Genomic DNA, 22,299 nt, shown 5'->3' with positions numbered 1-22,299 from the left:
CAAGAGTACTCGTTATAATTATCTTTATTGACAATTATTGGCATATCAAATCCATAACAAAAAAACATTTATTATTTTAAAACACCATCTTAACAATTTAATAGCGTCATCATTAACTGGAAATTACCATCATATATCCATAGTGTTTTTTGGAAAATAAAGCACAACTATCAACACTCTTAAATTATTCAAATTAAGAGTGTTGATAAAAACTGAAAGCTATGGCAGATTTTTATCAGTAACTCATCAAAGACATTTCAAATCCCGTTACAGTATTCCGGGAAGAACGCTCACAGTATCATTCAGTATTCTGATTTATCGCTAAAAAACCTGCATGAATAACAATTCTCATGCAGGAAGCATTATATCTGGCAGTGAAATAAAATCATATCAGGCACTTAGAGCTATCACCGTAGGCGGACATTGTTGCAGACAGTTTGGACCAAGAGTGCGCGGACAACCGGAGCGTACACGCAGTACGTGAGGATTTTGAGCACTGCCCGGGGCCAGAATGGCAAATAAAATAGCCTGATGGGATAAACTCTTACTGACTTAACCGGTGTTTATTGCATAAGGAAATGCATCTTGAACCGATACGCTCTGTTAATTGCACTCCCTCTGGCTTGCTTTCAAGCCATTGGAGCTACGTCTTCAGTACCTGCCCATATCGCTTCAGAAGAAGAGCAAGCCTGGGTATTTCAGCTAAGCCCTTTTATCTGGGCGGCGGGGTTCAGTGGCAGAATGTCCCCTTTCCAGCGTGGAGAAACCGTTGACGTTAAGCAGTCTTTTTCTGAAGTACTGAGTAACCTTAATCTGGGGAGTTTTACGAATATCTGGGCTCGTAAGGGGCGCCTGGTATTTTCAGGTAATATTATGTATGCCGACGGCACTGACCGCAGGAGATACAATAATTTACCTGCATTTCAGATACCGGGGATGACGGGTGTTATTCCTCAAGGTACACATATCAGCGGCAGAGCCGACACCACACAGTTTATTACCACCATGATGAGCGGCTACCGTATTATTGATAATTCCCATTATACCCTCGATATACTGGGCGGAATGCGCTACTGGTACATCAAAAATAACGTCAGAGTTAACGCCAGCCATCCTACAATAGGGGAGCACCGCGTCTCTTACGGCGAGTCATTCTGGTGGATAGACCCGCTTGTAGGGGCCAGAGTCTTTGTTCCTCTCGCTGATAATATTTCTTTTATGTCTGAAATTGATGCAGGAGGCCTGGGGGTCGGCTCAGATTATACTTGGTCACTTCTGTCTACGGTGAATTATACTTTTGCCAATAATATTACGCTATCAGGGGGCTATAAGGCTTTTAAAGTTAATTACGATCGCCAGGGTCATGTTCATGACATATTACAAAGCGGTCCGGTACTGGGACTGACGTGGAGTTTCTGATTTAACTAGCGAAGTCGAGCGAAAGCGGCAAATAAGAGAATCCCGATGAGCTTACTCAAGTGAGTGATTCGGGTGAGCGAATGCAGCCAACGCACGTACAGCCTGAAGTATGAATAGAAAGCCCTGTCATGATGGCCCCGGAAATCGCTGAAGACTTTATTTTTTATCACTGACAACAGCGGTCATATCTTTAGTGATAATCAGCGGGCAATTATGACAATATTCAACAGGTGTCGTAGCTTTATAATAGAAACAACAGGTCCGACGAAAACGGATTTGTTCTCCGGTGATAGTTTGTTTAAGTGGTCGGTTAAAGCGTTTTAATGGATTCCAGGGCAGACCAAAAACTGTGGCATCAGCCTGCTTCAGTAACCAGTCGTAATCTGTCCGGCGGCGTTGCTCCTGTTGCGGATCGAGCCCATCCATACGCCCCTGGTACAGGGAATAAACGCGAACCGCAACATTCTCCCATAGTATGTGCATCGGGATATCACCGACTCGCGACAAAACGTCCAGTAATGGCACAAAAAAATCTTTAAATAATGCCCCAACAATCTCTTCACGCCATTGCTCACGTCCGACAGCAGGAGCGTTCCCCTCCTTCATATCAGCCGATAATGACGATGTCCATAGCCCGTTGTCATGAGCATATTCCAGCTGACAGCCTTCGAGTGACAGAACCAGGCCTTTATCAAATACGCTCATCGCATACAGCACATTCCCCGTGACAAGGAAAGCGAGCCGTTTAACGAACAAAGAGGCAGCAATTCCCAGGTCTGGGGCCCCCGTCAGCGGCATTATCGTCGTTAACATCTGACGACAGTTATCAGTATCCAGTAAAGAACGTGCGCTGAGGCTGCGTGCATCAGCCTCACTACGTTTACGCAGACGAAAACAGGTTTGTAAATAGGTACGTTCAGCTAGCGTTAACATTTAATGCACCAGGAAACGGAATACACAGAGGCGTGTTGAAAAAGGGATCATCGATAATCTTGCAGCGCAAATTAAATACGGTGTTCACCAGTGTCTCATTCATAATTTCTTGTGGTGTTCCCTGAGCATAAATACCGCCCTGGTGTACTGCGACAAGATTGTCAGCATAACGACAAGCCAGATTAAGATCATGAAGCACCATCACGATGGTTTTATTTTGTTGTTGATTTAGCTGACGCAACAATTCCAGAATCTCTATCTGATGAGCCAAATCTAAATACGTCGTCGGTTCATCCAGCAGCAGATAGTGGGTATTCTGTGCGAGCGTCATGGCTATCCAGACTCTCTGACGCTGCCCGCCAGACAAAGCATCTACAGGTGAGTGCTGTAATGTATAAGTATCCGTCAGACACAATGCTTCATCGACCTGCTTTTCATCCTCTTCTGACCATTGTCGCAACCAGTTCTGGTAAGGAAAACGACCAAGGCTAATTAGCTGTCGAACCGTCACACCTTCCGGCGCAACAGGTGTTTGGGGCAAAATCGCCAGTTTGCGTGCAATCTGGGCTGTGTTACTGGCATGAATATCCTGCCCCTCTAAAATGACCGCACCGGACTCAGGTAGCAGTAATCTTGCCATAGATTTCAGTAACGTACTCTTACCGCAGCCATTGCTGCCGATCAGCACTGATATTTTCTGTGCCGGCAAGGTTAAATCGAGATTATCTATCACTTTTTTCTGCTGATAGCTGATACTCAGATTTTGGGTTAAAAGAGACACATTTTCTCCATCAGGTTATGTCCGCTGCCGAATAAGCAACCATAAAAATAACGGGGCGCCAGCCAGGGCAACAAAAACACCGGCAGGCAGATCGGCGGGAAGAAAGAGGGTTCTGGCAATCAGATCAGCGATAATCACCATTCCTCCTCCACAGCAAGCCGTTACCAACAGCTGGCTAAAAAATCCGTTGCGAATAATCAGTCTGGCAAGGTGCGGCGCAATCAATCCCACAAAAGCCATGGCTCCCACCAGTGAAATCGCGCCCCCAGCCAGAATCACGCAGGCGAGAAGTAATAATATTCTGCGAGGATGTATCGAGACGCCAAGACCTGTCGCAAGGTCATCATGCAACTGAAGGACTTTCATATAGCGAAACAGTATCAGTAAAATCGGTAGCGCCCATAAATAGATACCCAGCAACTGGCGCACTTTCTCCCAGCTTGCAGCGTAGACACTGCCACTCAGCCATACCCAGGCGGAAAAAGTCGTTGTCAGCGGACTAAAAACTAAAACCAGTGTGACTCCGGCCCCCGCAAGAGCCGAAACGCCGACACCCGTAAGCACCAGCCTTAAAGGGGTCGCCCCACTACGCCAGGAAAGCAGAAAAATAAACCCTACGGCGACTGCAGCCCCTGTCATTGCCGCATAGGGCATTGCCGTGCTGCCGTATTGAAGACTAAAAAAAGATAACCAGATTAATGCCCCTGCGCTGGCTCCCGTCGTGACCCCGAGCGTATCGGGGGATGCTAAAGGATTACGTACCAGAGCCTGCATAATTAATCCGGCAATACCTAGTCCACTACCCGCCAGTAAGGCCAGAATGATCCGCGGAAGCCGCAGTTCATGCAAAATAAAACTCTGGGCGCTGCTATCAGGTTCAAACAACAATCCTAACGTTTGAGACAGGCTAAAAAAAACCTCTCCCATACTCAGAGCAGCAACAATAATCAATAGCGTGGCAGTACAGCACAGCAGGAAAACAGGTAACAGAGACGGCGAGTATTCACGCCGCAATGGGCCGATACGGAAAATCTGACTATCGGGCATATTTTCCTCCTCGCTGGGCGAGCAGAATAAAGAATGGGGCACCCATTAGCGCGGTCATGACTCCGACGGGAACTTCCTGCGGTAAAATGATAACTCGGGCAATGATATCGGCAGCAAGTAACAGTAAGGCCCCCAGCAGCGCACAGGCGGGCAAAGAGCGACTGAGATGACTGCCAAACAGTTGGCGAGCGATATGCGGTACAATAAGCCCAATAAAACCGATATTTCCGGCAAGGGCGACAGCACAACCCGCCAGACCGACCACCATGATACTGGCGAATAAACGTACCCGCGCAATATTCTGGCCTAAGCCACGGGCGATATCCTCTCCGGCATTCAGCACGCTCATCTGTCTGGCAAACAGGCAGGCTGCGATAACCAGCACGCTTCCCAGCAACAGGACCGGGTAGATACTGGCACCGTCACTTCGTACCAGACTTCCCGCCAGCCAGAAAAGTATGGTATCAAGGCTTTCCTGGTCTACAACCAAAATAGCCTGCGTGAAAGCGTTACAAAGGGCTGTAATTGCGACACCTGCCAGTACCAGACGCAATGGATTCAACTGCCCGTTACTGACTTTACTGGCAAACCACACCAGTGTTCCGGTGGCACATGCCCCGCAAAAAGCCAGCACTAAACTACTTGCCGGACTATTCATGGCAAAGAAACTGCCGGCAAAAACGATAAATAATGCCGCGCCAGCGTTTACCCCAAACAGTCCAGGAGATGCCAGCGGGTTGCGCGTCAAGGCCTGCATTAACCCTCCCGCAACCGCAAGAAATGCCCCTACCCCCATGGCCAGCAAAGTTCGAGGGATACGAGAAGTGTGAATAATAATGTCAACAATACGTGTGGGATCACTCTGGAATAACGCATTTATCAGCTGCGTTAAAGAATAAAAATGAGGGCCTGTCATCAGACTGATCGTTGCCAGAATAACCAAGGCAACAATCCCTGAAAATAATCCCTTTCTCATGTCTGACTCCCGGATAACGCCCTGTCAACATCGTTGAGTATTTGATTCGCGCCAAGAATACCGCCAGATAAACTCCAGGGAACGCTATCAACCTCCCACAACTGATTGTTTTTTACGGCTTTTAACTGCTGCCAGAGAGGATGAGCAACCAAATTATGGTACTGGCGAGTAATTGCCGGACTGTTGGCGCGTAATAAAATAAAAAAGATATCCGCATCCAACAGTGGAATATTTTCCATGCTGGAAAAACGTAACGAAGAATTACGCGTCTGAACATCTTGATCCTGCCAGCCAAAACCCAGCTCAGACATCACCGTTCCCGAAAAGCTATGGGCGGTGTAGCGACGAATATGATCAGGGCGAATTTCAATTACTGAAACCTGGGGAGGAGGTGAAGAAGTAAACTGTCTGGCAACTTTTTCACGCAATATGTCTGTTCGTTTTGACCACGTGTCCAGCAGCCTCTCGCTGCTCGCCGTTAGCTGCAAGCTGTCCGCGACAACCTGTAACGTCTTCTTAAATTCAAAAACATCGTCTAACAGCATCACCGGAGCAATCTTTTTCATTAAAGGCGCGACATCCTGGTGACGAAAGCGAGAAGCAAAAATAATATCAGGTTTAATCAGTGCTATTTTTTCAAGGGATGGCTGAGTTTCTAAACCTAACTGTGGGACACCAGAAAGAAAAGGACGCAAATAGCGATAAACCGGTTTTTCTGCCCAGGACTCAACAATACCGTCGGGAGTCACACCGAGTGCAACCAAACTGTCCGTTGCCCCCTGGAACAAGGATACAACGCGTGGCTGACGAGAAGGTGCGGCAAATAATGCGGGTGAGACACTGCCTAATAGAAGCGCCTGCAAACAACGGCGGCGCAAAAGAGAAAACGAATAATTATTTTTCATTATCAATGATATTGCCCCCTGTAACGGGGGCAGTCCTAATCAAAAATCAATACTGTAACCCAATGTCGCAGTACGGCCTCGTCCGGCAAAGTAACGATCCGGATCGACCGAAGCGCTTTGCGAATAATAAGTGATATATTGTTTATTCAGCAGGTTACTGACACCAAGACTTAACTTACCATAAGGCAGTCGATATGCTACGGCGGCATCGACTAACGCATAACCAGAAAAGTCTTTATTTTGGTCATCAAAGGTTTTACCCAAAGCCCAGTTGGCCTGTAAAAAAGTACTCAACTTTGGATCCCAGTTGGCAGACCAGCTGGCAATAATGCGGTCAGGGGCAATATTTAAACCATCCAGTTTCGAATCAAGTTTACCATCGCCATTGCTGTCATAACGTCCGCGCATATGTGACCATGCCAGGGTCAGTTTATGATCCGCATTAGGACGATAGCCTGCGCTAATCTCGGTACCATCGATTTCGGTTTTTTCACGACGAGCGACAAACGCATCACCCAGTAACTCAACCCGACTTCCCAGTTTTGACGTTGATTTATAGTAGCTGGCTTCGAAATCAAACGCCGACTGCTGGATCCGGAAACCGACTTCACTGTTTTTTGTGATGATCGGCTGCAAACCTCTGTACTCATCCAGTTTGACACCTGGGGTATCAATACCCCGCAACACGCGGCCAACATCAGGCACGGTAAAGCCTTCATTGTAGCTCGCAAATACACTAACGGGCTCAAACACCGTCCAGACAATGCCCGCATTGTATAATGTCTTATTAAACGTAGGCGTCCCGCCTTCAACATTCACATTATCGTTGGCCCATACCGTTTGATAGCTGTCAATATTCAGACGGGCATACTCATAACGTACTCCCCCGCTTAATGTCACAGAGTCTATCGGTGCATATTCGAGTTGCAGGAAAGGAGACAGGTCGGTGTATTTGATTTCAGGAACATAAGTCCGCTTAGTGGACCACAGATCCTGCTTTGAATTATCAAACAAAGTATCGAAGCCAACGGTCGCTTTGACTTTGTCATCCCAGAGATCGTCTTTTGTCAGCGCAATTTTACTGCCGTATTTATCAGTAAAAGCACGGCTCTGATCGTAAAGCGTGCCGACAGGCGCAATGGTCGGATCCTGGAATGATGAGGAGTTTGTCGCACCGAATAACGCTTCATAGCGCTGATAATAGAGCAGCGCGGTGAGTTTCATGCCGGCAAAATCATAATTATCGTACGTTGTTCCCACCGTCCAGACGTCGTTATGCGGCGCGCTGCCTTCCGGAGTCCCTTTAACGGATGTAGTCAGCAAGCCCGCGGCACGATCGCCTCTGACACTCAGATAATTATTTTTATTTTTCAGTCGATAGCGGTTAAGACTTAACTGTATCCGCTGATCGTTGTCCAGCCAGTAGCCCACTTTTGCCAGCATATCCCAGGCACGAGAATCCATCAGATCTCCCTGAGTATTATCAACCCCGATAGCGTGGTTATCAGCATCTTTGAACAATCCCTGATCTTCATAACTCAGAGCAAACATATAATCGAGATACTCTTCGCTCCCATTCACGCTGTAGTTGGTCTTATAAGAAAGCGTATTGTGGTCAAGCTCTGAGGTAGGCGTTGTGGTTTCGATACTGAAATGCTGATTTACTTTACCAGGCTGAGCACGCTTGGTAATAATATTGATAACCCCACCTGTAGCCCCAATACCGTTACTCGCATTCGCCCCTTTAATCACTTCAATACGCTCGATCATTGAGGCATCAATCGTATGCATTTCACGCCCAGTCGGACGTAACGGATTCGATTGCGGAATACCATCGATCATCACTAAAGGGGTACGTCCTCTGAGGGTTTCACCGCTGCCCGACATTTTTTGTCTGGAGGGAGAAAATGAGGGCAGTAAGTTACTGAGGATCTGCGAGGTATCTGACGTCAGCTCTCGCTGCTGCGCTATCTCTTTTGCCGTAATGATTTGAATTACCTGAGGGGAATCATTACTTGAACCGTCGTTACGAGTCGCAGTGACAACCAGTTCATCATCACTGTTTGCCGCAGACTGTGCATAGGCAGAGGAAGTCAGACACAACGCTATCGCGGTACATAAGGTGCTCAATCTCATTAAAACAACCCTTAAATTATCTTATGGGCTACCCCAAAAGGGCAGTCAGACAGAGGAAATTTTCATATTTTGAATGAAAATGATAATTATTTAAACTTTTATTTTCAATATGTAACTATAAATTATTGAAGGATCTCCAAGTCTCCCTGAAGATAAGAAGGATTAATCGGACGATAAATACTTAAATGTAACGGCAATAAAATGCTGACTGACAGAAAGGGAAATATCCAGAATATTGAGGTGCTGTGAGATTTTATTTCTTCGTAAGTTTGCCTGTCAGGTACCCGGAATAGCGGTGTTATGCTTAACCCTGACCCGCATTATGTTGTAATAAAAAAACAAATATCGTATAACAAGCTTCTCCGAGGGGTGTCCTGTAATGGGCTGAGATGGCAGTTGTTATGCCGAACCCTTTGAACCTGATCTGGGTCATGCCAGCGAAGGGACGGGTTGTCAGGCACAGCTGTGCTTTGACTCTTCACACCGCCGCGCACCCCGGATCTCCACCTTTTTTTTGGAGATCTTATGTCTGTTTCAATGTTCGAATATGGTCTGTTTGGTCGTCTGCGTCAGAGCGCCGGCCAGGACTGGCAACACTATGTTTCCCACCCTTTTTTACAACAACTTGGCGCAGGTACTCTGCCAGAAGTCGCCTTCCGCCGTTATCTGACTCAGGACTATTTGTTCCTGATACATTTCGCCCGCGCTTATGCTCTGCTGGCTGGCAAATTTCATACCCTGCCTGAAATTCGCGCGGCCGTCAGATCGCTGAATCATATTGTGGAGGAATTACCGCTGCATGTAGGTTACTGCGCCGGGTGGGAACTCACTGAGCAGCAAATGGCCGCTGAACCAGAGGCTCGTGAAACTATCAACTATACCCGCTATGTACTGGATATTGGCCATACCGGAGATGCCCTTGAGTTGCTGGTTGCCCTGCTTCCTTGTGTGGCAGGCTATGCGGAGGTCGGGCTCCAGTTGCTTCGTGACCCGAACACGGTCATGGAGAACAATCCCTATGCTTCCTGGATGCAAAACTACAGTGATCCTGCTTATCTGGACGGGGTTAAAGCTGCGATAGAGATGCTGGACCGCGTCGGTCAGGAGCGAGGAGCAGACGCGCGTTTTGCACGACTCAGTGAAATCTTTACCACCGCGACACAATTGGAATCCGCCTTCTGGCAGATGGGGCTCAACGCAGCTAAAACGCCCGGGGCGGCAGCATGATCATGACTTATCCAAGGCCTGGGATTGAAGTGCGTGATTTGACGCTCCGCTTTGGTTCTCGGGTTATTTTTGAAAAACTCAATTTCCATATTGAAGGCGGAACCTTTGTTGCTATGCTCGGGGCCAGTGGCGCAGGTAAAACCAGTCTGTTGAAAATTATTGCCGGGCTGACTACCGCGACTTCAGGTTCAGTCATTGCCAGCGATGGTCTGCCTGTCTCAGGACGGATTGCCTATATGGGTCAGCAAGACCTGTTATATCCCTGGCTGAGCGTTATGGAAAATATCACTCTGGGTTCCCGGCTGCGCGGTGAACAAGCGGACCTGACGTGGGCGACACACTTACTCGAACGTGTCGGGCTTGACAGTCACGGTAACGATCGCCCGGCTGCGCTTTCAGGCGGTATGCGGCAGCGGGCCGCTATTGCACGCACACTGTATGAGCGCCAGCCCATCGTCCTGATGGATGAACCCTTTTCAGCACTGGATACCCTCACCCGGACGACCATTCAGACGCTGGCGGCTGAGCTTTTGGCTGACCATACAGTATTACTGATAACGCATGATCCAATGGAAGCCTGCCGACTCAGCCATCGTCTGCTGGTGTTATCGAGACATCCGGCAGGTATTGATGACAGCCATCATATCAATGGACAGCCACCCCGAGCCCCCGATGATCCTTTTCTGCTCAAAAGCCAGGCCGCGCTGCTACAGCAGTTAGTGAGAGGGGCAGAATAGTGGCTCAACCAGACAACCGCCTGGCTCGCTGGGGACGAGGAGTTACGGTCTTTACTGGCCTGTTAGTACTCTGGTGGCTGGCAACCAGAGGTTCTATTCCCGCATTTCTGCTCCCTTCCCCTGTTGCCGTGGCGCAAGCCTTATGGCAGGGACAAGATTACCTGGCTTATCACACGCTGGTGACAGTCTCGGAAGTATTGAGTGGTCTGGTACTGGGTGTTTTGCTCGGTGTGTTACTGGCTCTGGGGATGATCTACTCCCCACGTCTGCAACGCTGGCTGATGCCACTGGTTCTCACTAGCCAGGCAATACCGGTGTTTGCTCTCGCGCCACTGCTGGTGCTGTGGTTCGGTTTTGGTATGAGCGCCAAAGTGACGATGGCAGTGTTGATTATCTTCTTCCCTGTCACTTCTGCCTTTTTCGATGGACTGCGGCGCGTTAACGCTGACTATCTCGATCTCGCCCGTACTTTAGGCGCTTCTCCCTGGGCGCAACTGCGTCATGTCCGGCTGATGGCAGCTCTTCCCGCCTTTGGCACTGGTCTGCGAATGGCTGCGGCGATTGCGCCTATCGGCGCCATTATCGGTGAGTGGGTCGGTTCTGCCGAAGGATTGGGCTATTTGATGCTCAATGCGAATGCACGTATGCAAACAGACCAGCTCTTTGCTGCGCTATTCATTCTTATCCTGATGACAGTACTGCTGTGGGTAGCGGTTGATAGTCTGCTAAATCGCCTGGTGAACTGGGAAGCCCAATAATTCTGTTTAACTTAAGAGTTTAAATATTATGAAAAAAAATCTGTGCGCTCTGTTACTGACAACCGTCATTGTCACCCCCGTTTCTGCGACAGAAAAGGTCTCTCTGATGCTGGACTGGTATCTCAATCCCGATCATGCCCCTGTTATCGTTGCTGAGCAAATCGGAGCTTTTAAAGAGGAAGGCCTGGAGGTCGAAATCGTACCGCCGTCCGATCCTTCACTGCCACCGCGGCTGGTTGCGGCTAAAAAAGCGGATTTTGCGATTACCTATCAGCCACAGTTGCACTTTTTTGCCGACCAGGGGCTACCGCTGGTTCGTGTAGGTACCCTGGTGAATACTCCGCTAAATACGATAATCACTCTGGACAAAACGATCGCTTCTCCGGCTGACCTCAAGGGTAAAAAAATCGGTTATTCCGTCTCAGGGATTGAAGAAGTGACGCTCGGGACCATGCTAAAAAATCAGGGATTGACTCTGGCTGATGTCCGTCCTGTTAATGTCAACTTCCAGCTCAGTGGTGCACTACTGGCAGGACAAGTTGATGCTGTTATCGGCGGTTATCGTAATATTGAAGCGCTGGAATTACAGCTTCAGGGTAAAGAACCGGTGGTATTTAATATTGAAGATTACGGTATTCCTGCCTATGACGAACTGATTATCGTGGCCAACCGGGATGATGTAGCCCAGCCCAAAACGGCCAAACTCCTTGCCGCGCTAAAAAAAGGACATGACTATTTACAAGCGCATCCGGAAGAAACCTGGAAAGCGTTTGCCAGCAGCCACCCGGAGTTAAACAGCGAATTGAATCATCAGGCCTGGCTGAAGACATTGCCACTCTTCGCCAGTAATCCTGCTCATCTGGATACCGCCCGCTATCAGGCTTACGAGCAATTTCTGTTTGATAATGAGCTGATTAAGCACATCACCCCAATTGAAAAATACGCTATTGAGATTAAATAGTCCTCAATTGACATTCTCCCCGTCCTAAAAAACGGGGAGCCCTGACCTGCCTGAATCAGCTCGCTGAGTTCTTGCTTCAATGAGCGCCGTTGATATCGGCGTTCTCAGTATATGCCTGCCCAGTCACTTTACTCAGACAAAAAAGAGCCAATCACAATACCTTGAGATTTCAATAAGTGGTGAATTTCTGTCGCCATAGCTACGGCTTCCGGCGTATCACCGTGCACACAAATCGACTGCGCTTCGATAGCGGTAAACTTGCCTTCTGTCGAGAGGAGTCCACCTTCGGTCACCCATTGCAGCATACGCTCTGCCACCTGTCGGGTATCGTGGATCACTGCGCCTGATTGCTGACGGGATACCAGAGTACCATCAGAGTGATAAGCTCGGTCAGCAAAGGCTTCTGCAACCGTTTTCAGACCTTTTTGTTGTGCCAGGCTTAATAAGGGCGAACCTGCCAGTCCCACTAAGGGTAATGCTGGATTGACGGCGAGAATAGCGTCAATCACCGCCAGCGCCTGGCGTTCGTTATACGCTATCGTATTGTAGAGCGCACCATGAGGTTTCACGTAACGCACTTGAGTTCCAGCCGCCAGGGCCAGACCTTGTAATGCCCCTATCTGGTAGATAACGTCAGCCGTCAACTCTTCACTGGCAATATCCATATTGCGCCGCCCAAAACCGACCAAATCAGGATAACTGACATGAGCACCAATAATAACGCCCTGTGCCCTGGCCGCTTTGAGCGTCTTCAGTAACTGAGCCGGTGAACCAGCATGGAAACCGCAAGCAACATTCGCACTGCTCACCAGGCGTAAAATAGCAGCATCATCGCCGAGCTGCCACTGACCAAAACTCTCACCCAAGTCACTATTTAAATCTATTTTCTTCAGCATCAGTTTTTCTTTGCATTAAAAGATAAAAAAATACGTCACGATATGACCTGTTCACCCGGCTATTTTACCTGTTCAGTCACGTGAATAGCCCCCACAACCCCAGGTTCAAAAATAACTTTTCTACGAACATTTAATCTGTAATCATTTAATAAATATATATTTTTTTATAACTTTCGTGAAATCAGTTTATCCATCATCTGTATGTCACTGAGAGTGACTCTCATTTATAAACAATTCGGTTCATTTTAACTGACTGATACGTTGATTAGTCCGCGCTTTAAAACGATCAGTGTCACAATTTTGAGACACTTGTTTTTAATTTATGCTTAAGAGTACATTAGCGCCATCGGAGTAATGATGACCTTTTTTGTTTAATGTTTGTGCAAAAACACGGAGCGATACTAAGTGAAATACTTTCTGATGGGTACTTCGTTCATGGTGATGGTATGGGCAGGCACGTTCTTCTTCATGATTGAATAACGGACAGCAAACAGTACAAAAAAACGACAGGTTTACCAGCCTGTCGTTGTTTTAAAGAAGAGATTCCGCACGCAGTTAATCAGTCAAATCGGCGTTATTTTTCGGGCTATTCGGCAGTAATCCATCATTACGGAACATGGTTTTTATCCCACGGACAGCCTGGCGGATACGGTCACTGTTTTCAATCAAGGCAAAACGGACATGCGTATCACCATACTCACCGAAACCAATCCCCGGGGAAATACAAACCTTCGCATCCTTGAGCATTTTTTTAGCGAACTCCAGCGATCCCATTTCCATATAAGCATCTGGTATTTTCGCCCAAACGTACATTGATGCTTTCGGGCATTCAACCATCCAGCCTGCTTCATGCAACCCTTTTACCAGGACATCGCGACGACGTTTGTATTGCTCTGCGATGTCACGCACACACTGCTGGTCTCCTTCCAGAGCAGCAATAGCAGCCACTTGCAGAGGGGTAAAAGTACCGTAGTCGTGATAGCTTTTGATTCGCGCCAAAGCACTCACCAGTTCCTGATTTCCCACCATAAAGCCAATACGCCAGCCGGCCATATTGTAACTTTTAGAGAGGGTGAAGAATTCTACCGCAACGTCCCGAGCGCCAGGTACTTCCATAATCGACGGGGCTTTCCAGCCATCATAGACAATATCAGCGTAGGCTAAATCGTGGATCACCAGTACATCGTAGCGCTTAGCCAGAGCAACGACTTTCTCAAAAAATTCCAGTTCCACACATTGTGCAGTTGGGTTAGACGGGAAACCGAGGATCATCATTTTGGGTTTCGGATAACTTTCCCGAATCGCACGTTCCAGTTCGGCAAAAAAGTCGATACCTTCAACCAGCGGGACAGAACGAACCTGCGCCCCCGCGATAACAGCGCCATAGATATGAATAGGATAACTGGGATTAGGCACCAGTACCGTGTCACCATGATCAAGGGTCGCCAACATCAAATGTGCCAGACCTTCTTTAGAGCCTATCGTGACAATGGCTTCCGTTTCCGGATCAATATCAACGTTGTACCTTTCCTTGTACCAGCCCGAAATAGCTCTGCGTAAACGTGGGATGCCGCGTGAGGTTGAATAACCATGCGTATCTTCACGCTGCGCCACAGCACAGAGTTTTTCAACGATATGAGGAGGAGTCGCACCGTCCGGATTACCCATACTAAAATCGATAATATCTTCGCCGCGCCTACGCGCAGCCATTTTCAATTCAGCGGTAATATTAAATACATAAGGGGGAAGACGATCGATACGCGAAAAATGACGCTTTGGACTGGAGTCAGCCATAAATTCCTCTGATTACGTGAGCGCCCGGACCGTCCGAGCGACGCTGCCACATGAGGTGGCATAGCGCTGACAATAGCCTGAAATAAAACAGGTTGTCGAGAGGGGACTGAGAATATATTTACTCATTAGACCAGGGGAGGATGCAGAATGAATTAGCGAAATACATCAATAAACAGGAGTTTAATAGCGGTATATTCTACTGGAAATGCAAATCATCTTATAACATAGGGTAGTGATGTGAGAACAGGCACCGAAATGCCTGTATCAATGATTGCTTTTGATATATCACGAAGGGATTAGAGCACTTTACCCAATACCTGGCGCAGATGCGCACCCGCACCTAAAAGGCCTGGCTGATCGTGGGCAATCAAATAGACCGGAATATCTTTGACGTACTCTTTAAAACGCCCTTTATCTTCAAATGCAGCCCGGAAACCTGATGCTTTAAAGAAGTCCATAAAGCGCGGCACAATCCCCCCGGCGATATAGACCCCGCCAAAGGTTCCCAGATTCAGCGCCAGGTTGCCACCAAAGCGCCCCATAATCACGCAGAACAGTGACAGCGCCCGACGGCAATCGGTACAGCTATCGGCCAGAGCTCGTTCGGTAATATCACTCGGTTGGTAGTTTTCCGGCGTCCGGTTATCTGCTTTAACAATAGCGCGATACAGGTTAACTAATCCCGGACCTGACAGAACACGTTCTGCTGAAACATGACCAATTTCAGCGCGTAACACTTCCAGAATAATGCCTTCTTCTTCGCTGTTCGGTGCAAAATCAACGTGCCCGCCTTCACCCGGCAAACTTACCCAGCGTTGATCAACATGAACCAAGTGACTCACGCCCAAACCGGTACCGGCTCCGTAGACGGCAACGGGTTTGCCAGCAACGGGAGCACCGCCCCCAAACTGAATCAAGTGCTCAGGTTTAATCATCGGAATCGCCATCGACACCGCAGTGAAGTCGTTAATGATTTCCAGAGTATCCAGACCAAGGTTATTTCTCATCTCCTCGATAGAAAAAGCCCATGTGTGGTTAGTCATTGCTACCCAGTCGCCAGTAATAGGGCAGGCAATGGCAATAGAGGCGTCTTTGATTGTGGCATCAATCGTAGTCAGATAATGAGCAACAACCGCTTCAAGGCTGGGAAAATCCAGTCCGGAAAAGGTCTTTATCTGTTCAATATCGCCATTATCCAGGCTACATAACGCCAGACGCGCATTAGTGCCCCCGACATCTCCCACCAACGCATATTTGGTCATGGTTTAATCACTCCAGTAAAGTCACAAATCATTCTTTCGCTACTGTAGATTTTGCCCGCTTAAACAACAAGACGATCGTTCAGGAAGCACGTAAAAAGTGAACTGGATCACATTCCAAGGCGACTCGATTCAGCTCGCGACGGGGGTAGGGTTTGCGTGACACAGCGATGAGAAAACTCTGATCGACGATAAATTAAGAGTTTTGGCAATATCCGGTTTGATTGTTACCGATAATATGAGATTACAGGCCATTGGGGGCCGATGTATATCCAGGAGTACAAAATATGCTAAAGCCACTGATGCTAGCGTTAACGTTATTCATCAGCGCGCCTTTTATGGCCAATGCCGCTGAAATAACGCTGCTTCCTTCGATAAAATTACAAATAGGTGACAGAGACTATCGAGGAAACTACTGGGACGGCGGAAAATGGCTCAATAGTCGGGACTGGCATGACCACTATCGCTGGCAAAAAAATAGCTGGCATCGTTACAACAGAGGCTGGGAGCGTGGTAGAGATCGGGGTCGTGATAGCTATATACGTGGCTATCGTGATGGCTATCAAGACAGAAAGCATAGCAAAGGCAAAGGCCGCCATCACCACCGGCATTGATTTTTTGGCAGGGATTAAATTCCCTGCCTTCTGCCTTCTTAATCGGTTAACGTCGCGAAGATAAGCCACATATTTAACGCAACCACGATAATCACAATCATCCAGACAATCATGCGCATATAGTGCGTATTGACTAAATCACCCATCAACTTTTTATTATTAGTAAATAACAGTAACGGTACCAGCGCCAGAGCAATACCGAAACTCAGCAATACCTGACTCATCACCAGTATTCGCGTCGGATCCAGTCCTAATAAGATAACCACAAAAGAAGGGATCATGGTTACCGCTCGGCGCAACCAGAGTGGGATATAAAAATGCACAAATCCCTGCATCACGACCTGACCGGCCAGTGTTCCGACCACAGTAGAAGAGAGTCCGGCAGCCACCAGACTCAAACCAAAGATAGTTGCCGCAGCATGGCCCAGTAATGGCTCTAGTGCCTTATAAGCATCTTCAAGTTCGGCAACACCTGAGTATCCGCTGAAGTGAAATGCCGCCGCTGCGGTTGCCATCATCGCAATATTGACAAACCCGGCAATGGTCATGGCAATGCCCACATCCCATTTAGTTGCCGAATAGCGTGCAGCCCGCCCCCCCGCCTCCTGCCCTTGCGTCAGAGACGAATGAAGATAAATAACGTGTGGCATGATAGTGGCACCCAGTACTCCGGCCGCCAGAAATACCGCTTCAGAATTTGGCAGAGTGGGCATTAACATGCCCTGCCCAAGTTGCACCATATCAGGCTGGGAAAAAATCAGCTCAACCAGATAAGCAGCTGCCACAAACAGCAGTAAGCCAGCAATAACGACTTCCAGAGGCTTCTGCCCGCGGTTTTGTAACATCAAGATAAGAAAGGTGGCAATTCCTGTCAGCACTGCGCCCTGAAGTAGCGAGATCCCCAGAATCAGTTTAAAACCGATGGCTGCACCAATAAATTCCGCGAGGTCGGTCGCCATCGCAATAATTTCCGCCTGAATCCAGTAAAACCACACCATGGGTTTCGGATAATTATCACGAATGTGCTCTGCCAGGTTCTTTCCTGTCGCGATCCCAAGTTTTGCCGATAAAACCTGGATTAACGCCGCCATGATATTAGCCCAGACCACAACCCACAGTAACTGATAACCAAAACGGGCGCCTGCCTGGATGTTCGTAGCAAAGTTCCCCGGATCAATGTAGCCAATCGCTGCAATAAAGGCAGGTCCCATTAACGCCAGACGTAATTTGCGACTTGTTCGCCCGGTGCTATGTTTAATGTGACGTTCGCTCACTGCGTATCTCCGGGATATAGCCTTTGCTATATTTAATGCTAACAAATTATAACCAGCCGACAAGTGTAACTTAGAGGAGTTAGACGGTATTTAAACGAAAGGATGGACTAACTATCAGAAAAAACGCAGCAGTTCATATGATATTATTTGAGCAACAGGTAACATTTATCCACATCTATTAACATAAACTCGTCATTCTTTCAGTATATGTAAATTGTATGGCAGATCACTATTTTGATTTTGAATTATAGAACATTCCTATTTTGTGGAGCGGATCTCATTTTATTGTTTCCTGTTACATAGAATGTGCAACGAAACTAAACTTGCCTCAAACTCGGAGCAAATATGTCCCATATTCTGCATTTCATTTTAGCGCTTGCTGTTGTTGCACTGCTTGCTATCTTGGTCAGTCCTAACCGCAAACAAATACGCATTCGCTTTATTATCCAGTTGCTGGTTATTGAAGTGTTACTGGCCTGGTTCTTCCTGACTTCAGATGTGGGTTTAGGATTCGTTCAAGGTTTCTCCGGCATGTTCGAGAAGCTCCTTGGTTTTGCCAACGAAGGGACTGACTTTGTCTTCGGCAAAATGAACGATGAAGGCTTGGCGTTCTTCTTCCTGAAAGTACTCTGCCCGATTATCTTTATCTCTGCTCTTATCGGTATTCTGCAGCACATTCGCGTGCTACCCATTGTTATCCGCGCTATCGGTACCGTGCTTTCTAAAGTCAACGGTATGGGTAAACTGGAATCATTTAACGCTGTCAGTTCATTGATACTTGGACAATCTGAGAACTTTATTGCTTATAAAGATATTCTCGGAAAAATGTCACGTAATCGCATGTACACCATGTCCGCTACCGCTATGTCGACAGTTTCTATGTCCATTGTCGGTGCATATATGACACTATTGGATGCCCAGTATGTGGTCGCAGCGCTGGTATTGAACATGTTCAGCACCTTCATTGTTGTTTCTCTTATCAACCCTTACCGGGTTGATGAGTCAGAAGATAAGCTGGAAATGACCAATACTCATGCAGGACAAAGTTTCTTTGAAATGCTGGGTGAATATATTCTGGCAGGTTTCAAGGTTGCAGTTATCGTTGCAGCTATGCTGATTGGTTTTATCGCCTTGATTTCTGCGCTGAACGCACTGTTTACTACCGTACTGGGGATCTCTTTCCAGGAAATTCTCGGTTATCTCTTCTATCCTATTGCCTGGGTAATGGGTATTCCAGCAAGTGAAGCGTTACAGGTAGGTAGTATCATGGCAACCAAACTGGTTTCGAATGAATTCGTTGCTATGCTGGACCTGAAAAATATTGCCAGTACTTTGTCCCCTCGTTCAGTAGGTATCCTGTCGGTATTCCTGGTATCCTTCGCTAACTTCTCATCTATTGGTATTATCGCCGGTGCGATTAAAGGCCTGAATGAAGAGCAAGGTAACGTGGTATCACGTTTCGGCCTGAAACTGCTGTATGGTTCAACGCTTGTAAGTATCCTGTCTGCTTCTGTTGCAGCACTGGTTATCTAATACCGGGCATTGTCTGATTTTTACAGCGTCTGAGATTTGACCTAAAAACCGGGACCTGATTGGCCCGGTTTTTTGTCGTTTAATGACGACCAAGAGGTTTTTATATCGTACTCAGAGAAAACTTTCGGATAATAATAAGAAGAAGAACAACTAAAATTGATGGGGAAGTGTGCAATTACATCGCAGAAAATAACTTCATATAGATTTCGAATATCTGCAATACAAAGCAAAAACCCCCGCAATTGCGGGGGTTCGAATATGGTGGAGCTAAGCGGGATCGAACCGCTGACCTCTTGCATGCCATGCAAGCGCTCTCCCAGCTGAGCTATAGCCCCATATTGTTGGTTTTACTATGGTTCAAATCTTGCTGGTAAAGATTTGGTGGAGCTAAGCGGGATCGAACCGCTGACCTCTTGCATGCCATGCAAGCGCTCTCCCAGCTGAGCTATAGCCCCAGACCATATAACCTTGTCGTGCTGACGGTCGGCATAATATGAAACCCATCATAGGCTGTCAACGGCAAATTGTTTTTCCGCGCTCGATCGCCTAAAAAGTCATCGTCCTGAGTAAATCCTGATTGCATCAAGTCGCATTGTAGTTAATTCTGTCACAGTTTGAAGTAAAGTACTTCAATAAAATAAACAACTCCCCTCCCTTCAGGAAATGAAAAGGAATCACTGTGCTCAAGGAAAGAATGACACCCGAGGAATTAGCCATAGTTACTGGTTACAGTCGCCAAACCATCAACAAATGGGTACGAAAACAAAGCTGGACCACCTCACCCAAACCGGGAGTCCAGGGTGGTAAGGCCCGTCTGATCCATATTGATGAACAGGTTCGAGAGTTTATCAATAGCGCCAGACGCGTCACTGATAATCAGGTTCGCTATAACACCAATGATACACCACTGGAAAATCTGCTGTTAAATTCACTCCAGCAAATGTCAGATAGCGAACAACAAAGAATGGCTGCGATACTATTGCGGGACGGTATTGCAGGTGTATTGACTCGACTGGGAATCAGAGATGAGTAACCTGTTTAGTCATTGGACTTGGACTGAGATTATGCAGCTATATACCCAAAATAATTCGGGTTGTTTGTAGGTGCGAAGTGAGGCTCGTCGATGAACATGGATAAATTATGTGATTCGGCGCGTCTCACACACGCAACATCCAGGCAACCTGAAGAATGATGGGTACAGATATAAAAAGGTAACAGAGGGAGAGGTAACCATGTCCTCTGTTACTAAAAATAGTCTTTGAGCCGGCAATTTATGCCGGCTATTCAGAACAGAACGAACGCTTACTGTCCTTCACGCTCACTAATAAACGCCAGAGCTTTTGTAATACGTTCTATCGCACGCGTTTTTCCGATGGCGTGAACAGTCACATCCAGACCCGGCGACTGGCCACCGCCCGTTACAGCGACGCGTAGCGGCATTCCCACTTTACCCATACCCACTTCCAGCTCATCAGCAGTTGCCTGAATCGCCTGATGGACATTTTCAGCGCTCCAGTCTGTAATAGCCGCTAATTTGTCACGCACGACTTCTAAAGGCTGACGGGCTACCGGACGCAGATGTTTTTTCGCAGCATCAGCATCAAATTCAGCGAAATCTTCATAGAAATAGCGGCAGGTCTGGGCCATTTCTTTAAGTGTCTTACAACGCTCACCCAGAAGCTTAACTAAATCAGCTAATTGTGGACCAACGCGCGTATCAATATTTTCCTGCTCAATATGCCACTGAAGCTGAGTAGCAACATATTCTGGCGGCAAATGATTGATATAATGATGGTTAAGCCACTGCAACTTTTCTGTATTGAAGGCACTCGCTGACTTACTGACAGAGTTCAGAGAAAATAGCTCTATCATTTCTGCGCGGGTAAATATTTCCTGATCGCCATGGGCCCAACCCAAACGCACCAGATAGTTGAGCAAGGCTTCCGGTAAATAACCATCATCACGGTATTGCATCACGCTGACTGCGCCATGACGTTTGGATAATTTTTTACCGTCATCACCATTAATCATCGATACGTGTGCATAAAGTGGAACCGGCGCATTCAGCGCTTTCAGGATATTGATTTGACGTGGTGTGTTATTGATATGGTCTTCACCACGAATAACGTGAGTAATTTGCATATCCCAGTCATCAACAACCACACAGAAGTTATAAGTTGGTGCGCCATCAGTACGACGGATGATCAGGTCATCAAGTTCCTGATTACTGAATTCAATAGGACCACGAATCTGATCGTCAAAAATCACAGACCCTTCTTGCGGGTTGGCAAAACGAACGACACAAGGCTCATCTGCTGCATGCTCATGAGTATCGTGGCGACAATGACCGTCATAACGCGGCTTTTCGTGATTCGCCATTTGCGTTTCACGTAGCTCATCTAAACGCTCTTTGGAGCAATAGCACTTATATGCTGTTCCGGCTTCCAGCATTTCATCAATCGCTGCATTGTAGCGGTCAAAACGTTTAGTCTGGAAATAAGGACCTTCATCCCACTCAAGGCTCAACCAGTTCATACCATCCATAATGGCTTCGATGGCTTCAGGGGTGGAACGTTCGAGATCTGTATCTTCGATACGTAATACAAACTCACCATCATTGTGACGAGCAAAAAGCCAGGAATAAAGAGCGGTACGAGCACCACCGACGTGGAGATAGCCAGTCGGACTTGGCGCAAAGCGAGTTTTGATTTTCATTAAAAGGCCTTAATTACGCAGAAATGCCGAAAAACGACAGTTGCCAGGGAAAGTTCACAATAACATTCTATCACTGTGGGCTAATTCCTCAATGTTACAGCCCGGTAAGAGTGATATTCCTGATGATTTGATGGTAAACAAAACACTGCTAAGTCTTTCTTGCCTACATCGTTTATTTTTAAGACTAACAGAAAAAAACTTAACAAAATGCGTTGACTCAGTTTCAACTATCCCTATAATGCGACTCCACACAGCGGGGGTGATTAGCTCAGCTGGGAGAGCACCTCCCTTACAAGGAGGGGGTCGGCGGTTCGATCCCGTCATCACCCACCAC

At 47.3% G+C, this 22,299-nt stretch carries 20 protein-coding genes, 3 tRNA genes and 1 riboswitch; of the genes, 10 read left to right on the top strand and 13 right to left on the bottom strand.

Annotated elements, in window-relative coordinates:
* Positions 1-585 precede the first annotated feature (585 nt).
* A complete protein-coding gene (locus Q1A40_RS19310) occupies positions 586-1,419 on the top strand; it encodes a hypothetical protein (RefSeq protein ID WP_300003968.1) in 834 nt (277 codons plus the stop codon).
* Between the two features lie 156 nt (positions 1,420-1,575).
* Here the strand turns inward: Q1A40_RS19310 and Q1A40_RS19305 are convergent, their stop codons facing one another.
* Genes Q1A40_RS19305 through Q1A40_RS19280 form a run of 6 tightly spaced genes read right to left on the bottom strand, consistent with a single transcriptional unit; the run spans position 1,576 to position 8,197 of the window.
* Positions 1,576-2,352 carry an IucA/IucC family C-terminal-domain containing protein gene (locus Q1A40_RS19305; RefSeq protein ID WP_300003966.1) on the bottom strand — a complete coding sequence of 259 codons (777 nt, stop codon included), beginning with the start codon at positions 2,350-2,352 and terminating at the stop codon, positions 1,576-1,578.
* The gene (locus Q1A40_RS19300) at positions 2,336-3,133 is read right to left on the bottom strand and encodes an ABC transporter ATP-binding protein (RefSeq protein WP_300003963.1); all 798 of its coding nucleotides are present in this window, start codon (positions 3,131-3,133) and stop codon (positions 2,336-2,338) included. The genes Q1A40_RS19305 and Q1A40_RS19300 overlap by 17 nt, the downstream gene beginning before the upstream one ends.
* A 15-nt stretch (positions 3,134-3,148) precedes the next feature.
* Positions 3,149-4,180, bottom strand: a complete 1,032-nt coding sequence (locus Q1A40_RS19295) for an iron ABC transporter permease (protein ID WP_300003960.1) — start codon at positions 4,178-4,180, stop codon at positions 3,149-3,151.
* Positions 4,170-5,156, bottom strand: a complete 987-nt coding sequence (locus Q1A40_RS19290) for an iron ABC transporter permease (RefSeq protein ID WP_300003957.1) — start codon at positions 5,154-5,156, stop codon at positions 4,170-4,172. The genes Q1A40_RS19295 and Q1A40_RS19290 overlap by 11 nt, the downstream gene beginning before the upstream one ends.
* On the bottom strand, positions 5,153-6,061 hold the full coding sequence (locus tag Q1A40_RS19285; protein WP_300003954.1) for an ABC transporter substrate-binding protein: 909 nt from the start codon (positions 6,059-6,061) through the stop codon (positions 5,153-5,155). Before Q1A40_RS19285 ends, Q1A40_RS19290 begins: the two co-directional genes overlap by 4 nt.
* 39 nt (positions 6,062-6,100) lie before the next feature.
* A complete protein-coding gene (locus Q1A40_RS19280) occupies positions 6,101-8,197 on the bottom strand; it encodes a TonB-dependent receptor (protein WP_300003951.1) in 2,097 nt (698 codons plus the stop codon).
* Between the two features lie 355 nt (positions 8,198-8,552).
* Positions 8,553-8,660, top strand: a riboswitch (TPP riboswitch).
* A gap of 62 nt (positions 8,661-8,722) precedes the next feature.
* Between Q1A40_RS19280 and Q1A40_RS19275 the strand changes: the two genes are divergently transcribed.
* From Q1A40_RS19275 to Q1A40_RS19260, 4 genes are read left to right on the top strand one after another with little or no spacing between them, the layout of a single operon-like run.
* Positions 8,723-9,424 carry a TenA family protein gene (locus tag Q1A40_RS19275; RefSeq protein WP_300003948.1) on the top strand — a complete coding sequence of 234 codons (702 nt, stop codon included), beginning with the start codon at positions 8,723-8,725 and terminating at the stop codon, positions 9,422-9,424.
* Positions 9,421-10,161 carry an ABC transporter ATP-binding protein gene (locus Q1A40_RS19270; RefSeq protein WP_300003945.1) on the top strand — a complete coding sequence of 247 codons (741 nt, stop codon included), beginning with the start codon at positions 9,421-9,423 and terminating at the stop codon, positions 10,159-10,161. Before Q1A40_RS19275 ends, Q1A40_RS19270 begins: the two co-directional genes overlap by 4 nt.
* Positions 10,158-10,919, top strand: a complete 762-nt coding sequence (locus Q1A40_RS19265) for an ABC transporter permease (RefSeq protein WP_300004107.1) — start codon at positions 10,158-10,160, stop codon at positions 10,917-10,919. The genes Q1A40_RS19270 and Q1A40_RS19265 overlap by 4 nt, the downstream gene beginning before the upstream one ends.
* Positions 10,920-10,944: 25 nt before the next feature.
* A complete protein-coding gene (locus Q1A40_RS19260; protein WP_300004104.1) occupies positions 10,945-11,880 on the top strand; it encodes an ABC transporter substrate-binding protein in 936 nt (311 codons plus the stop codon).
* 128 nt (positions 11,881-12,008) lie between these two features.
* Here the strand turns inward: Q1A40_RS19260 and Q1A40_RS19255 are convergent, their stop codons facing one another.
* Complete coding sequence (locus Q1A40_RS19255; RefSeq protein ID WP_300003942.1) at positions 12,009-12,776, bottom strand: LamB/YcsF family protein; 768 nt, start codon at positions 12,774-12,776, stop codon at positions 12,009-12,011.
* A 405-nt stretch (positions 12,777-13,181) separates the two neighbouring features.
* Here Q1A40_RS19255 and ypdK point away from each other — a divergent pair, with 405 nt between their 5' ends.
* On the top strand, positions 13,182-13,256 hold the full coding sequence (gene ypdK, locus Q1A40_RS19250) for a membrane protein YpdK (RefSeq protein ID WP_300004101.1): 75 nt from the start codon (positions 13,182-13,184) through the stop codon (positions 13,254-13,256).
* A gap of 75 nt (positions 13,257-13,331) precedes the next feature.
* Here ypdK and alaC read toward each other — a convergent pair whose 3' ends face one another.
* Both alaC and glk read right to left on the bottom strand, forming a co-directional pair.
* Positions 13,332-14,570, bottom strand: coding sequence for an alanine transaminase (gene alaC / locus Q1A40_RS19245; RefSeq protein ID WP_300003940.1), 1,239 nt, complete (start codon positions 14,568-14,570; stop codon positions 13,332-13,334).
* Between the two features lie 296 nt (positions 14,571-14,866).
* Positions 14,867-15,832, bottom strand: a complete 966-nt coding sequence (gene glk, locus Q1A40_RS19240; protein ID WP_300003938.1) for a glucokinase — start codon at positions 15,830-15,832, stop codon at positions 14,867-14,869.
* 284 nt (positions 15,833-16,116) lie between these two features.
* On the opposite strand from glk, the gene Q1A40_RS19235 reads away from it, so the two are divergent.
* Positions 16,117-16,443 (top strand): DUF2502 domain-containing protein, encoded by a 327-nt coding sequence (locus tag Q1A40_RS19235; RefSeq protein WP_300003936.1) that lies wholly within the window; start codon positions 16,117-16,119, stop codon positions 16,441-16,443.
* A 38-nt stretch (positions 16,444-16,481) separates the two neighbouring features.
* On the opposite strand, the gene Q1A40_RS19230 is transcribed toward Q1A40_RS19235, so the two are convergent.
* The gene (locus Q1A40_RS19230; protein ID WP_300003934.1) at positions 16,482-17,717 is read right to left on the bottom strand and encodes an Nramp family divalent metal transporter; all 1,236 of its coding nucleotides are present in this window, start codon (positions 17,715-17,717) and stop codon (positions 16,482-16,484) included.
* Positions 17,718-18,062: 345 nt separating this feature from the next.
* On the opposite strand from Q1A40_RS19230, the gene Q1A40_RS19225 reads away from it, so the two are divergent.
* On the top strand, positions 18,063-19,250 hold the full coding sequence (locus Q1A40_RS19225; protein WP_300003931.1) for a NupC/NupG family nucleoside CNT transporter: 1,188 nt from the start codon (positions 18,063-18,065) through the stop codon (positions 19,248-19,250).
* Positions 19,251-19,509: 259 nt separating this feature from the next.
* Here Q1A40_RS19225 and Q1A40_RS19220 read toward each other — a convergent pair.
* Both Q1A40_RS19220 and Q1A40_RS19215 read right to left on the bottom strand, forming a co-directional pair.
* Positions 19,510-19,585: transfer RNA gene (locus Q1A40_RS19220), tRNA-Ala, on the bottom strand.
* A 44-nt stretch (positions 19,586-19,629) separates the two neighbouring features.
* Positions 19,630-19,705 (bottom strand) — tRNA-Ala (locus tag Q1A40_RS19215).
* A gap of 224 nt (positions 19,706-19,929) precedes the next feature.
* Between Q1A40_RS19215 and Q1A40_RS19210 the strand changes: the two genes are divergently transcribed.
* Positions 19,930-20,283, top strand: coding sequence for a YfeC-like transcriptional regulator (locus tag Q1A40_RS19210; RefSeq protein WP_300003928.1), 354 nt, complete (start codon positions 19,930-19,932; stop codon positions 20,281-20,283).
* A gap of 269 nt (positions 20,284-20,552) precedes the next feature.
* Here Q1A40_RS19210 and gltX read toward each other — a convergent pair whose 3' ends face one another.
* Positions 20,553-21,965 carry a glutamate--tRNA ligase gene (gltX, locus tag Q1A40_RS19205; protein ID WP_300003925.1) on the bottom strand — a complete coding sequence of 471 codons (1,413 nt, stop codon included), beginning with the start codon at positions 21,963-21,965 and terminating at the stop codon, positions 20,553-20,555.
* A gap of 257 nt (positions 21,966-22,222) precedes the next feature.
* Between gltX and Q1A40_RS19200 the strand changes: the two genes are divergently transcribed.
* Positions 22,223-22,298: transfer RNA gene (locus tag Q1A40_RS19200), tRNA-Val, on the top strand.
* Position 22,299 lies beyond the last annotated feature (1 nt).

The organism is uncultured Cedecea sp., from assembly GCF_947498825.1.
In the GTDB taxonomy this organism is placed as follows: domain Bacteria; phylum Pseudomonadota; class Gammaproteobacteria; order Enterobacterales; family Enterobacteriaceae; genus JGM124.
The sequence above is the reverse complement of the archived record's forward strand: the minus strand, read 5'-3'. Positions and strand labels throughout refer to the sequence as shown.

What these genes read in the sequence shown, in the direction of transcription:
- Q1A40_RS19305 (WP_300003966.1), bottom strand. Translation starts at nt 2,352, where the DNA reads ATGTTAACGCTAGCTGAACGTACCTATTTACAAACCTGTTTTCGTCTG.
- Q1A40_RS19295 (WP_300003960.1), bottom strand. Translation starts at nt 4,180, where the DNA reads ATGCCCGATAGTCAGATTTTCCGTATCGGCCCATTGCGGCGTGAATAC.
- Q1A40_RS19290 (WP_300003957.1), bottom strand. Translation starts at nt 5,156, where the DNA reads ATGAGAAAGGGATTATTTTCAGGGATTGTTGCCTTGGTTATTCTGGCA.
- Q1A40_RS19285 (WP_300003954.1), bottom strand. Translation starts at nt 6,061, where the DNA reads ATGAAAAATAATTATTCGTTTTCTCTTTTGCGCCGCCGTTGTTTGCAG.
- Q1A40_RS19280 (WP_300003951.1), bottom strand. Translation starts at nt 8,197, where the DNA reads ATGAGATTGAGCACCTTATGTACCGCGATAGCGTTGTGTCTGACTTCC.
- Q1A40_RS19275 (WP_300003948.1), top strand. Translation starts at nt 8,723, where the DNA reads ATGTCTGTTTCAATGTTCGAATATGGTCTGTTTGGTCGTCTGCGTCAG.
- Q1A40_RS19270 (WP_300003945.1), top strand. Translation starts at nt 9,421, where the DNA reads ATGATCATGACTTATCCAAGGCCTGGGATTGAAGTGCGTGATTTGACG.
- Q1A40_RS19255 (WP_300003942.1), bottom strand. Translation starts at nt 12,776, where the DNA reads ATGCTGAAGAAAATAGATTTAAATAGTGACTTGGGTGAGAGTTTTGGT.
- alaC (WP_300003940.1), bottom strand. Translation starts at nt 14,570, where the DNA reads ATGGCTGACTCCAGTCCAAAGCGTCATTTTTCGCGTATCGATCGTCTT.
- glk (WP_300003938.1), bottom strand. Translation starts at nt 15,832, where the DNA reads ATGACCAAATATGCGTTGGTGGGAGATGTCGGGGGCACTAATGCGCGT.
- Q1A40_RS19235 (WP_300003936.1), top strand. Translation starts at nt 16,117, where the DNA reads ATGCTAAAGCCACTGATGCTAGCGTTAACGTTATTCATCAGCGCGCCT.
- Q1A40_RS19225 (WP_300003931.1), top strand. Translation starts at nt 18,063, where the DNA reads ATGTCCCATATTCTGCATTTCATTTTAGCGCTTGCTGTTGTTGCACTG.
- gltX (WP_300003925.1), bottom strand. Translation starts at nt 21,965, where the DNA reads ATGAAAATCAAAACTCGCTTTGCGCCAAGTCCGACTGGCTATCTCCAC.